This is a genomic window from Methylobacterium soli (genome assembly GCF_008806385.1).
GTDB classification, from domain to species: domain Bacteria; phylum Pseudomonadota; class Alphaproteobacteria; order Rhizobiales; family Beijerinckiaceae; genus Methylobacterium; species Methylobacterium soli.
Genome location: NZ_VZZK01000005.1, coordinates 186,266 through 197,779, shown reverse-complemented (window position 1 = coordinate 197,779; position 11,514 = coordinate 186,266). Strand labels below are relative to the sequence as shown.

12 protein-coding genes are annotated in these 11,514 nt (G+C 71.1%); 7 read left to right on the top strand and 5 right to left on the bottom strand.

Annotated features, from left to right (window positions below; all coding sequences use genetic code 11):
- The first annotated feature begins 139 nt into the window (after positions 1-139).
- A complete protein-coding gene (locus F6X53_RS06995) occupies positions 140-328 on the top strand; it encodes a hypothetical protein (protein WP_150998742.1) in 189 nt (62 codons plus the stop codon).
- A gap of 72 nt (positions 329-400) precedes the next feature.
- On the opposite strand, the gene topA is transcribed toward F6X53_RS06995, so the two are convergent.
- The 3 genes from topA to F6X53_RS06980 form a co-directional block, all read right to left on the bottom strand.
- Entirely contained in the window at positions 401-3,130 is a 2,730-nt protein-coding gene (gene topA / locus F6X53_RS06990) for a type I DNA topoisomerase (RefSeq protein WP_150998740.1), read from the bottom strand.
- A gap of 193 nt (positions 3,131-3,323) precedes the next feature.
- A complete protein-coding gene (locus F6X53_RS06985) occupies positions 3,324-4,172 on the bottom strand; it encodes a molybdopterin-binding protein (RefSeq protein WP_150998868.1) in 849 nt (282 codons plus the stop codon).
- A gap of 5 nt (positions 4,173-4,177) precedes the next feature.
- On the bottom strand, positions 4,178-5,065 hold the full coding sequence (locus tag F6X53_RS06980) for a cytochrome b/b6 domain-containing protein (protein WP_191970726.1): 888 nt from the start codon (positions 5,063-5,065) through the stop codon (positions 4,178-4,180).
- 217 nt (positions 5,066-5,282) lie between these two features.
- Here F6X53_RS06980 and F6X53_RS06975 point away from each other — a divergent pair, with 217 nt between their 5' ends.
- The 4 genes from F6X53_RS06975 to dprA all read left to right on the top strand — a co-directional run bounded on the left by F6X53_RS06975 (position 5,283) and on the right by dprA (position 9,497).
- Positions 5,283-6,230: an aspartate carbamoyltransferase catalytic subunit gene (locus tag F6X53_RS06975; RefSeq protein WP_150998737.1), complete on the top strand. Its 948-nt coding sequence runs from the start codon at positions 5,283-5,285 to the stop codon at positions 6,228-6,230.
- Between the two features lie 39 nt (positions 6,231-6,269).
- A complete protein-coding gene (locus tag F6X53_RS06970) occupies positions 6,270-7,580 on the top strand; it encodes a dihydroorotase (RefSeq protein WP_373875821.1) in 1,311 nt (436 codons plus the stop codon).
- On the top strand, positions 7,580-8,185 hold the full coding sequence (plsY, locus tag F6X53_RS06965; protein WP_150998734.1) for a glycerol-3-phosphate 1-O-acyltransferase PlsY: 606 nt from the start codon (positions 7,580-7,582) through the stop codon (positions 8,183-8,185). Before F6X53_RS06970 ends, plsY begins: the two co-directional genes overlap by 1 nt.
- 103 nt (positions 8,186-8,288) lie before the next feature.
- Positions 8,289-9,497 (top strand): DNA-processing protein DprA, encoded by a 1,209-nt coding sequence (dprA, locus tag F6X53_RS06960; RefSeq protein ID WP_150998731.1) that lies wholly within the window; start codon positions 8,289-8,291, stop codon positions 9,495-9,497.
- 10 nt (positions 9,498-9,507) lie between these two features.
- On the opposite strand, the gene ruvX is transcribed toward dprA, so the two are convergent.
- A complete protein-coding gene (gene ruvX / locus F6X53_RS06955) occupies positions 9,508-10,002 on the bottom strand; it encodes a Holliday junction resolvase RuvX (protein WP_150998728.1) in 495 nt (164 codons plus the stop codon).
- Between the two features lie 69 nt (positions 10,003-10,071).
- The gene (locus tag F6X53_RS06950) at positions 10,072-10,647 is read right to left on the bottom strand and encodes an SMI1/KNR4 family protein (protein ID WP_150998725.1); all 576 of its coding nucleotides are present in this window, start codon (positions 10,645-10,647) and stop codon (positions 10,072-10,074) included.
- Positions 10,648-10,781: 134 nt separating this feature from the next.
- On the opposite strand from F6X53_RS06950, the gene F6X53_RS06945 reads away from it, so the two are divergent.
- Together F6X53_RS06945 and gatC are read left to right on the top strand one after the other, a co-directional pair.
- Positions 10,782-11,057, top strand: a complete 276-nt coding sequence (locus F6X53_RS06945; RefSeq protein ID WP_150998723.1) for a hypothetical protein — start codon at positions 10,782-10,784, stop codon at positions 11,055-11,057.
- A gap of 104 nt (positions 11,058-11,161) precedes the next feature.
- Positions 11,162-11,449 (top strand): Asp-tRNA(Asn)/Glu-tRNA(Gln) amidotransferase subunit GatC, encoded by a 288-nt coding sequence (gene gatC, locus F6X53_RS06940; protein WP_150998720.1) that lies wholly within the window; start codon positions 11,162-11,164, stop codon positions 11,447-11,449.
- Positions 11,450-11,514: the final 65 nt, after the last annotated feature.

The following is an 11,514-nucleotide window of genomic DNA, read 5'->3' as shown; positions in this document are numbered from 1 at the left end:
GGTCATCAAAGTGATGCAGGAGAGATGGTTAAGATCGCCTGACGCGGACCCTGCGCTGGAACCCGGCGCGGCATCATGCATTATGATGACAAAGCTTAGCCGTAAACGCGCGCCGCGACGCCGAGGGAGCAGAACGCCGATGAGCCTTGCCGCAGCGAAAGCGCGCCATCTCACTCTCATTCGTCTGGAGCGCGTCGCCGGCGAGGCCTTCGGCTGCCCGGACGAGGCTCCGCTCTCCGCCGGCCGCGCCCGCTTCGTGCTCCCGACCACATTCGCCCTAGCGACCTTCGCGGCCGCCCTCGCGGCGACGATCACCTACCTGGTCTGAGCCGCCGCCAGCCCGCAACTCACGGGCCGGCTCCCACAGGAACTATCCTGCCGGCCACCGATTGTCGGCGCCTCAGCCGGCCGCCTTCTTGGCGGCGGCGCGCTTCGGCGCGGTCTTGGCCGCGGGCTTGGCTGCCGCCCGCTTCTTCGGGGCGGCCGCGTCCCCGCCCTCGCCCGAGGCGGCCTGCGTGGCGGATTTGGCGCCGCGGGCCGGCGCCTTGCGGCCGCGGGCCGAGCCGTTGGCCGACGACTTGCCGCCGCCCGCCGCCCGCTTGGCATTGACGAGGCCGATCGCCTCCTCGAGCGTCAGGGCCTCGGCGCTCAGGGTCTTCGGCAGGGTGGCGTTGACGTCCCCATCCGTGACGTAGGGGCCGTACTTGCCGGCCTTGACCACGAGGTCGCGCCCCGAGGCCTCGTCCTTGCCCACGACGCGGCCGGGATCGCCCGCCGGGCGCCCGCGCCCGCCGCCCTGCTCCTTGGCGACGATGAGGTCGATCGCCCGGTTGCCGCCGATCTCCAGGACGTCGTCGTCCTTGCCGAGATTGGCGTAGGTCTTGCCGTGCTGCACGTAGGGCCCGAAGCGGCCGAGACTGGCCAGGATCGGCTCGCCGGTCTCGGGATGGCGCGCCACCTCGCGGGGCAGGGCGAGCAGCCGAAGAGCCTTCTCGAGGTCGACGCCCGAGGGACTGAGCCCCTTGGGCAGGGAGGAGCGCTTCGGCTTCTCCGCCCCCTTCTCGGTCGGGGCCTCGCCGAGCTGCACGAAGGGGCCGAAGCGCCCGTCGCGCAGGGTCACGGGCAGGCCCGTCACCGGGTCGTTGCCGAGGACCCGCGTGCCGGGCTGGCCGCCCTCGGCCGAGGTGCCCTCGCCGTCGCCCTCGACCCCCGTGGCCGCGAGCTGGCGCGTGTACTTGCACTCGGGATAGTTGGAGCAGCCCACGAAGGCGCCGAACTTGCCGAGCTTCAGCGAGAGCGAGCCCGAGCCGCAGGTCGGGCAGGCGCGCGGGTTCGAGCCGTCCGCCTTCTCGGGGAAGATATGCGCCCCCAGAAGGTCGTTGAGGGCATCGAGCACCTCGGCGACCCGCAATTCCTTGGTGCCCCCGACCGCGGCCGAGAAGTCGCGCCAGAAATCGCGCAGGACCTCGCGCCAATCGATCTCGGCATTCGAGACCCGGTCGAGCTGGCCCTCGAGCCCGGCGGTGAAATCGTACTCGACGTAGCGCTTGAAGAAGCTCTCCAGGAAGCCCGTGACGAGGCGGCCCTTGTCCTCGGGCACGAGGCGCTTCTTGTCGATGCGCACATATTCGCGGTCGCGCAGGGTCTGGAGGATCGCCGCGTAGGTCGAGGGGCGGCCGATGCCGAGCTCCTCCATGCGCTTCACGAGGCTCGCCTCGGAATAGCGCGGCGGCGGCTCGGTGAAGTGCTGGGTCGCGGCGATGCGCTCGCGGCGCAGGGCATCGCCCGCCTTCATGGGGGGCAGGCGGCGGCTCTCGTCGTCCTCCTCGTCGTCCTTGCCCTCCTGGTAGAGGGTGAGGAAGCCGTCGAACTTCACGACCTGGCCGGTCGCCCGCAGGTCGATCCGGCGCGGGCCGACCTGGGCCGCGACATCGACCGTGGTGCGCTCGAGCTCGGCCGATTCCATCTGGCTCGCGACGGTGCGGGTCCAGATCAGCTCGTAGAGCTTGGCCTGCTCGGGATCGAGGTAACGGGCGGTCTGCTTGGGCAGCCGGCTCATCTCGGTCGGGCGGACGGCCTCGTGGGCCTCCTGGGCGTTCTTGGCCTTGACGCTGTACTTGCGCGGCACCTCCGGCACGTAGCGGTCGCCGAATTCCTTGGCGACGACCTGGCGCGCATCCACGATGGCCTCGGGCGCCATGTCCACGCCGTCGGTCCGCATATAGGTGATGATGCCGACGGTCTCGCCGCCGATCTCGACACCCTCGTAGAGCTTCTGCGCCACCCGCATGGTCTGGGCCGGCGCCATCCCGAGCTTGCGGGAGGCTTCCTGCTGCAGCGTCGAGGTGGTGAAGGGGGGCTGGGGGTGGCGCCTGGCGGGCTTCGCCTCGATCGACGCCACCGCGAAGGTCGCGAGTTCGAGGTCGCGCTTGAAGGCCGCCGCCGCCTCGCCGTCGCCGACATCGAGGCGCTGGATGCGCTTGCCGTCGGCGCCGACGAGCCGGGCCTCGAACACGCCGCCATCCTGGGTCGTCAGGGTCGCGACGATCGACCAGTACTCGCGCGGCTTGAAGGTCTCGATCTCGTACTCGCGCTCGCAGACGAGGCGCAGGGCCACCGACTGCACGCGCCCGGCCGAGCGGGCGCCCGGGAGCTTGCGCCACAGGACCGGCGAGAGGTTGAACCCGACGAGGTAATCCAGCGCCCGCCGCGCCAGGTAGGCGTCGACCAGCGCCTGGTCGATCTGCCGCGGCTGGCGCATGGCGGTCTCGACCGACGCCTTGGTGATGGCGTTGAAGGTCACGCGCTCGATCGGGATGCCCTTCAGCGCCTTGCGGGCCGAGAGCGCCTCGACGACGTGCCAGGAGATGGCCTCGCCCTCGCGATCCGGATCGGTGGCGAGGATCAGCTTCTCGGCGCCCTTGACCGCCCTGGCGATCTCGGAGACGCGCTTCGAGCCGCGATCCTCGAGCTCCCACACCATGTGGAAATCGGCCTCCGGATCGACGGAGCCGTCCTTGGCCGGCAGGTCGCGGATATGCCCGAAGGAGGCGATGACCTCGTAATCGCTGCCGAGATATTTGTTGATCGTCTTGGCTTTGGCCGGCGACTCGACGACGACGACTTTCATGAACGGTATAGCCTCTCGCCGGAGTCCACCGTATTTACGGTCAGATACAGTTTTCGCGGATGCGGGCCACCCCCCGGGAAGAGGGGCCTTGCGCCGGGAGAAGTGGTGGAAGGCCGGCGGGTTGTCAAATCGGCGCCGCCGGGAACGCCGCCGGGGGCTGCAAGGCCGGAATGGATCGGGGAGGCGGCGGCGCTCAGATTCCGGCGTACCACTCGTAGCCGCGGTCCTCCCAGTAGCCGCCCTGGCCGTCGCCGAAGCGGGCCAGCGCGTCCACCACCTCGATGCGCATCACGTACTTGGCCTGCTTGTAGCCGAGCTGGCGCTCCAGCCGCAGGCGCAAGGGGGCGCCGTGCTCCACCGGCAGCGTCCTGCCGTTCATCGCGTAGGCCAGGATCGTCTGCGGATGATAGGCGTCGGTGAGGTCGATGCTCTCGTAGTAGCGAATCGGCGTGCCGGCCTCCTCGCCCTCCTTCGTCTCGCCCTCCTTGGCCTCGCCACCTTTGGCCTCGCCGTCCTGGCCTTCGAGGCCGCCGCCGGCGAGTTCCATTGTGTCGGCGCAGTGGAACACGATGTAGCGCGCCTCCGGCTTGAGCCCGGCGCGCTGGAGCAGGTCGGCGAGGGGGACGCCCGTCCACTTGCCGATCGAGCTCCAACCCTCGACGCAATCGTGACGGGTGATCTGGGTGCGGGCGGGAAGCGCCCGGATCTCGTCCAGGCTGAGCGATTGCGGGCGCTCGACGAGGCCGCCGACCTCCAGCCGGAAGCTCATGAACCCCTCGGCCGCGAGGGCCTTGTAGCCCTTGTCCGGCGGGTCGATGGTGCCGTTCGGCTTGAAATAGGCCGAGATCGCGGATTCGGGGAATTCGCGGGCCAGCGAGGCCGGGGTCAGCAGCAGGCGCTGCACGTAGAGATTGGCGTCCTCGCCGAGCTTGAGGGCGCGCTGCCCGAAGGCGGTCCCGGCGAGCCGGTCGCAGCCGCCGAGGACGGCCGCCCCGACGAGGCCGGCGGCGGCCGTCAGGAAGCGCCGGCGATGGGGGATGATCGGCTTCACCGGACGGCTCCCGAGATGTCGTTCGCGCGGGCCGGCCCGGCCTTGATGGTGAACCAGCCGGTGATCATGCCGCGCATGTTGTTCCAGAAGCCCGAGACGAGCACGAGCACGACGTGCACGATCACGAACAGGACCAGGAGGTTGGCCACGATGAAGTGCACGCTGCGGGCCGATTGGCGCCCGCCGAAGACCTGCGTCAGGAGCGGGAAGGCCGCGTCCATCGCGGGCGACATGGCGAGCCCGGCCAGGACCATCACGGGCAGGAGCAGGGCCACGACCACGAGATAGGTCAGCTTCTGCAGGACATTGTAGCGCCGCGCCTCCTCGCCCTCGGGGAAATGCAGGGTCAGATGCTCGCGGATCGAGCCGCCGATGTCGCGGATCTGGTCGCCGTCCGGGATCACGCGGCGGCGCAGCTGCCCGCTCCCGAGCCCGTAGAGCAGGTAGATCATCCCGTTGATCACGAAGGCCCAGGCGAACAGGAAGTGCCAGCGCCGCCCCGTGGCGAGATCCTGCCCGGCGGGCAGCGTGGTCCAGGACGGGAAGGCGCGCTCGGACAGCACGCCCGCGTTCTTCGAGAGGCCGAGCCAGCCTGTCGTGTCGAAGGTGCGATCGCCGATCATCACGATGCCGCGGGGGTCGCCCTTGGCATCCTGGTCGCTTGTGATCGCCAGAGCCGGCGAATCGAAGGTCGAGGCGGCGCCCCAGTAGAGGGCCGGATGGGCGTTGAAGATCTGTAGCCCGCTCATCAGCAGGATGGCGAGGCAGGCCACGTTGATCCAGTGCGCGAGGCGGATCACCAGCGGATGCCGGAAGGTCCAGCGCCGTCCCGCCCGGTCGATGGTGTCGCCCGGACAAGTTGCGGGGGCGGATGCGTGAGCCAAGGGAATCGTCGTCCTTCGCGGTCAAGGGTCGCGGATTCGCGTACCACGGGTCTGGGCCGCGTCGCCCGCACCAGGGCGTGTGCCCGGACCGAGGTTACGCCTTAACCTGTCGCGCGCCAGCCCTCCGGCCAGCCGTCGCCCGCTCACGAGTTTGTGGGGCTGCAACCGGTGCGAGCCTTGCGGTCGCGGAGCCCGCGACCTATAGCCCGGCCTCAGCATGACCGCGCCCGAGTCTCCGAGCTTCCCGCATCGCCATCTGCTCGGCATCGAGGGCCTGTCGCGCCCCGATATCGAGGCCCTGCTCGCGCGCGCGGACGCCGCCGTCGACATCTCCCGGCAGGTCGAGAAGAAGCGCACGACGCTGCGCGGGCGCACCCAGATCAACCTGTTCTTCGAGCCCTCGACCCGGACGCAATCCTCCTTCGAGCTCGCCGGCAAGCGCCTCGGCGCCGACGTGATGAACATGTCGGTGGCCTCGTCCTCGGTGAAGAAGGGCGAGACCCTGATCGACACCGCCGCGACCCTGAACGCCATGCGGCCCGACATCATCGTGGTGCGCCACCATGCGGCGGGGGCAGTGCATCTCCTCGCCCGCAAGGTCGATTGCGCGCTGGTGAATGCCGGCGACGGCGCCCATGAGCACCCGACGCAGGCGCTCCTCGACGCGCTGACGATCCGCCGCAACAAGGGCCGGATCGAGGGGTTGCAGGTGGCGATCTGCGGCGACGTCCTCCACTCGCGCGTCGCCCGCTCGAACATCATCCTGCTGCAGGCGCTGGGCGCCCGGGTCCGGGTGATCGGCCCCTCGACGCTGCTGCCGACGGGAATCGAGCGCTTCGGCGTCGAGGTCTTCACCGACATGCGCGCGGGGCTCGCCGGCTGCGACATCGTGATGATGCTGCGCCTTCAGCGCGAGCGCATGAACGGCTCCTTCGTGCCCTCCGTAAAGGAGTATTTCCGCTATTTCGGCCTCGACCGGGACAAGCTGGCGCTGGCCAGGCCCGACGCGCTCGTGATGCATCCCGGCCCGATGAACCGGGGCGTCGAGATCGCCTCCGACATCGCCGACGGGACGCAGTCGCTGATCCGCGAGCAGGTCGAGATGGGGGTCGCCGTGCGCATGGCGGTGCTGGAGGCCCTGGCGACGCACCTGCCCAACGCGTGAGACCCGTGTCCCTGTGAGACCCATGTCCCTGTGAGACCCATGTCCCTGCGCCCGCTCCTCCTCACCAATGCCCGCCTGATCGATCCGGCCGCCGGCCGCGAGGGGCGCGGCCACCTGCTCCTGCGCGAGGGCCGCATCGCCGACATCGCCTGGGACGCCGCACCCGGCGCCCCCGAGGGGGCCGAGATCCTGGATTGCGCCGGCCACGTGCTGACCGCCGGCCTCGTCGACATGCGGGCCTTCGTGGGCGAGCCCGGCGCCGAGCACCGCGAGACCCTCGCGAGCGCGAGCGCTGCGGCCGCGGCGGGCGGGGTGACGACGCTGGTCTGCATGCCCGACACCAACCCGGTGATCGACGGGCCGGCCATCGTCGATTTCGTGCTCCGCCGCGCCCGCGACACCGCCTGCATCCACGTCCTGCCCTCCGCCGCCATCACCAAGGGGCTGGCCGGCCACGAGATGACCGAGTTCGGCCTGCTGGCCGAGGCCGGGGCGGTCGCCTTCACGGACGGGCTCAAGGCCGTGACGAACGCGCAGGTGATGCGCCGGGCCCTGACCTACGCGCGGGATTTCGGCGCGCTGCTGATCCAGCATGTCGAGGAGCCGGACCTCGTCGGCGACGGGGTGATGAACGAGGGCGAGATGGCCTCGCGCCTCGGGCTCCTCGGCATCCCGCGCGAGGCCGAGACCGTGATGCTCGAGCGCGACATCCGCCTCGCGCGGCTCACCGGCGCCCGCTACCATGCCGCGATGATCTCCTGCGCCGATTCGGTCGAGATCGTGCGGCGCGCCAAGCAGGACGGCCTGCCTGTCACCTGCGGCGTCTCGGTGAACAACCTCGTCCTCAACGAGGGCGATATCGGGCATTACCGCACCTTCTGCCGCCTCTCGCCGCCCCTGCGGCACGAGACCGACCGGCTCGCGGTGGTCGCGGCCCTCGACGAGGGGCTGATCGACGTCGTGGTCTCCGACCACAACCCGCAGGACGTCGAGACCAAGCGCCTGCCCTTCGCCGAGGCCGCCGACGGGGCGCTCGGCATCGAGACGCTGCTCGGCGCGGCCCTGCGCCTCGTCCATACCGGCGACATCGCGCTGCCGAAGCTCCTGCGGGCGCTCTCCGCCCGCCCCGCCGAGATCCTGGGGCGCGAGGCCGGCCGCCTGGCCGCGGGCGCGCCGGCGGACCTCGTTCTGATCGATCCGGACGTGCCCTATCTGCTCGACAAGCGGACCTTGCGGTCGCGCTCCAAGAACTCGCCCTTCGACGAGGCGCGGCTCCAGGGCGCGGCGGTGCTGACGATCGTCGCCGGCCGCATCGTCCACCGGGCCCACGATTTCGCGGAGGTGGCGTGATGGATCCTGCCACGGTCGCGTGGCCGATCCTCGCCACCTGCCTGGTCGGCGGCTATCTCCTCGGCTCGATCCCGTTCGGGCTGATCTTCACGCGCTTTGCCGGTCTCGGCGACGTGCGGGCGATCGGCTCGGGCAATATCGGCGCGACGAATGTCCTGCGCACCGGCCGCAAGGGGCTCGCCGCCGCGACGCTCCTGGGCGATGCCCTGAAGGGCACGGCCGCGGTGCTGCTGGCGAGCCGCTTCGGCGACGACACGGCCCTCGTGGCCGGGCTCGGCGCCTTCCTGGGGCACCTCTTCCCGGCCTGGCTCGGCTTCAAGGGCGGCAAGGGCGTGGCCACGTTCATCGGCGTTCTGCTGGCGCTGAGCCCGCTGGCGGTCCTGGCCTTCGCGGCCCTCTGGCTCGGGCTCGCCTTCGCGCTGCGCTACTCGTCGCTGGCGGCCCTCGTGGCCTCGGCGGCGACGCCGGCCCTGCTCTGGGCCCTCGGCCAGCCGCGCACCGCGCTGCTGTTCCTCGTCCTGGCCGCCCTGCTCTGGTGGAAGCATGCGCCCAATATCCGCCGGCTGCTGGACGGGACCGAGGGGCGGATCGGGCAGAAGGGCTGAACCGCGCCCGCTCCGGCGAACGTGATCGGGTCCTATCCCACCCCGATGCTAAGAATCGATTCCGCAGGACGGATCGGCTCGACGGCCTTTCGGGGGAGGGGCCATGCAGCTCACCGACAATCAGCGCATCGACTGGCTCCGGCTGATCCGCTGCGAGGGCATCGGTCCGCGCACCTTCCGGGGCCTGGTCAACCGCTTCGGCGGGGCGGGCCCGGCGCTCGCGGCCCTGCCGGACCTCACCCGGGCGCGCGGAAAGCGCGTCCAGCCCCCGAGCCGCGCCGCCGCCGAGGCCGAGATCGCGGCGGCCGCCAAGCTGAAGGCCCGCTTCGTCGCCCTGAGCGAGGTCGATTATCCGAAGGCGCTTCAGGCCACCGAGACGGCGCCGCCCCTCATCGTCATCCGGGGCGAGGCAATGGTCCTGCACCGGCCGGCCGTCGCGATCGTGGGCTCGCGCAACGCCTCCGCCGCGGGCCTCGCCTTCACGGAGCGTCTCGCGCGCGGCCTCGGCGAGGCCGGTCTCGTGGTGGTCTCGGGCCTCGCCCGCGGCATCGATGCGCGCGCGCACAAGGCGGCGCTCGGGACCGGCACCGTCGCGGTCCTGGCGGGGGGCCAGGACCGGATCTACCCGGCCAACCACGCCGCGCTCGTCGCCGAGATCCTCGACCGGGGGGGCGCCGTCGTGGCCGAGATGCCGATGGGCTGGGAGCCGCGGGGCAGGGACTTCCCCAGGCGCAACCGGATCATTTCCGGCCTGTCCCTCGGCAGCGTCGTGGTCGAGGCAGCCCGCCGCTCCGGCTCGCTCATCACGGCGCGCTTCGCCCTGGAGCAGGGCCGCGAGGTCTTCGCCGTGCCGGGCTCCCCCCTCGACCCGCGGGCGGAGGGCACGAACGACCTGATCCGCCAGGGCGCGACCCTGGTGGCGGAGGTCGATCACGTCCTCGCGGTGCTGGCGCCCCTGGTGGCCGAGGCGGATATCGCCGGCCCCGGCCTCGCCCTCGACCGCCCGGACCTCGCCGACCAGCCGATCTTCTGGGACGAGACCGATTTCGACGGCAGCCCGCTCCCGGTGCCGGCTCCGAGCCTCGACGACCCGGATTCCGAGGCGGCGGAGGCGGAAAGGTCCGGGTCTGCCGAGCCGGAGAGCGGGCGCAGCCGCCTCATCGCCGCCCTGAGCCCGACGCCCATCGGCACGGACGAGCTCGCGCGCAGCACCGGTCTCAGCATCCGCGCGGTGCAGACGACGCTCCTCGAACTCGAACTCGATGGCCGGATCGAGCGCCACGGCAACGGCGCGGTCTCGCTGATGACCTAGGCCCGCGGCGCTAATATTCCGCGTCGTCCGTCTCCGGCTCGGTCAATCCGCGCAGCACGTCGAGGCAGCCCTGCAGGATGTAGGCGGCCGCGAGCTTGTCCACGAGGGCGCTGCGGCGCGCCCGCGAGGTATCCGCCTCGATCAACGCCCGGGTCACCACCGCGGTGGACAGGCGCTCATCCCAGTAGAGCACCGGCAAGCCGAGCAGGGGCTTCATGTTGCGCACGAAGGAATGGGTCGACTGCACCCGCGTGCCGGCGCTGCCGTCCATGTTCAGGGGCAGGCCGAAGACGAGGCCGCCGACCTGGTGCCGCTCGCACAGGGCGCGCAGGCGCGCGACGTCGGGGGTGAACTTCACCCGGCGGATGGTCTCCAGCGGCGAGGCGATCTGCCGGCCGACATCCGAGAGCGCGAGGCCGATGGTCTTGGTGCCGAGGTCGACCCCGATCAGGCGCGGGCCGCCCTGCGAGGCCTGCGCGAAGGCGCGCATCTCCTCGGCATTCACGGGCGGGACCGCCCGTCGCGCGCTGTCCTCGAACCCATCTGCCGATCCTCACGCCGCCGGGCCCGGTCTTTAGTCCGGTCGGACCGCCCGCGCCAGGGTCGCCTCGTCGATCCCGTCGAAGCGGGAGGGCAGGGGCGTGGCGGCGAGCCCCAGGATGGTGTGGATCTTAGCGCCCTGCGTCGCCCGCACGAAATCCACCAGGGTCTCGCCCCCGAAGCGGATGCTCTCGAGATCGGCGCCCATCACCCAGATGTCGTACTCGCCGGTGCCCTGCACGTCCCAGAACAGGAAGGCGCCGTCCTCGCCCTCGCCGAAGAAGCAGGCCCGATCGAGGATGGCCTCGTCGCCGCCCTCGATCTCGAAGCGGATCGGCTGATCGGCGAAGTCCGGGTTCGCCCGGAGCGCCCGGAGCGCCTCGCTCACGCTCAGCGCGATGAGGTTGGCGCGGGTTACGAGGTCAGCGGGCTCGAAGGGCAGGGGGGTGGCGATCCGGAAATGATCGTTGGTGCGCCCTGCGCCGCAGGCCTCGCAGAAGCTGCGGTAGGAATCCGGCAGCCGGAAGCCGAGCTCGGCCTCGGCCCGCGCGATCTCGGCCTCGCTCGAGGCGAAGCCGCGGCGGAACTCGGCGAAAACCCCATCCCACATCCCGTCACTCCTGGGCCTCGGCCGCGCTCCGGCCCGCCGTTAACCCTAACGGGAGGTTAATCTGGTCCGGGCCGGTGCGTTTCAGCCATAGTCGCATTTAACGTTTCGTTAACCCTGTCCCGGGCGCCCTCACCATGTCCAGCACGCCCATGCGGGAAGCCCCGCATCTCCGTCTCGTCGTTCCAGGCGCATTGCCGGGCGACGCGCCGCGCCGCGCGGTGCCGGCGTCCGCCCTCGTCGGTATCGCGGCCGCCAAGGCACCGCGCCCGCCGATGCCGCGGCGTCACAAGCTGATGCTGCTCCTCGCCTTCGAGATCCTGATCTTCGGCTTCGCGCAGGCCGAGCATCGCTTCAGCCGGCCCGGGATCACCATCGAGATGTCGGTGACCCCGAACCACGTCGTCACCTGACGCGTTGCGGCGGCGGGAACGCCGATGCTATAGCGCGCCGAACCGCCGCCGAGCCTCCGGGCCGGCGGTTGACCTCATTCAGCGCGCGGGACGAACAGGACAGCATGTCGGTCGACGCACAGACAGTCCGGCGCATCGCGCATCTCGCCCGCATCGCGGTGAGCGAGGCGGACGTGGCCCCCCTCCAGGGCGAGCTCAACGCGATCCTGGCCTTCGTCGAGCAGCTCGGCACGGTCGACGTGGCCGATGTCGAGCCGATGACCTCCGTGACCCCGATGGCGATGAAGAAGCGCCACGACGTCGTGACCGATGGGGGCCGCGCCGAGGAGGTGGTGGCCAACGCGCCCGAGACCGAGGACCATTTCTTCCTCGTCCCCAAGGTGGTCGAGTAGCCCCCCTCTGCGGCCGGATCCTTCGGGCCGGCATCTTGCGACGCGCCCGTTCCCCAGGGACGGGC

Excerpts from the sequence above, each read along its gene's own strand:
- F6X53_RS06995 (WP_150998742.1), top strand. The coding sequence starts at position 140 with ATGAGCCTTGCCGCAGCGAAAGCGCGCCATCTCACTCTCATTCGTCTG.
- topA (WP_150998740.1), bottom strand. The coding sequence starts at position 3,130 with ATGAAAGTCGTCGTCGTCGAGTCGCCGGCCAAAGCCAAGACGATCAAC.
- F6X53_RS06975 (WP_150998737.1), top strand. The coding sequence starts at position 5,283 with ATGACCGCGCCCGAGTCTCCGAGCTTCCCGCATCGCCATCTGCTCGGC.
- F6X53_RS06970 (WP_373875821.1), top strand. The coding sequence starts at position 6,270 with ATGTCCCTGCGCCCGCTCCTCCTCACCAATGCCCGCCTGATCGATCCG.
- plsY (WP_150998734.1), top strand. The coding sequence starts at position 7,580 with ATGGATCCTGCCACGGTCGCGTGGCCGATCCTCGCCACCTGCCTGGTC.
- dprA (WP_150998731.1), top strand. The coding sequence starts at position 8,289 with ATGCAGCTCACCGACAATCAGCGCATCGACTGGCTCCGGCTGATCCGC.
- F6X53_RS06950 (WP_150998725.1), bottom strand. The coding sequence starts at position 10,647 with ATGTGGGATGGGGTTTTCGCCGAGTTCCGCCGCGGCTTCGCCTCGAGC.
- F6X53_RS06945 (WP_150998723.1), top strand. The coding sequence starts at position 10,782 with ATGTCCAGCACGCCCATGCGGGAAGCCCCGCATCTCCGTCTCGTCGTT.
- gatC (WP_150998720.1), top strand. The coding sequence starts at position 11,162 with ATGTCGGTCGACGCACAGACAGTCCGGCGCATCGCGCATCTCGCCCGC.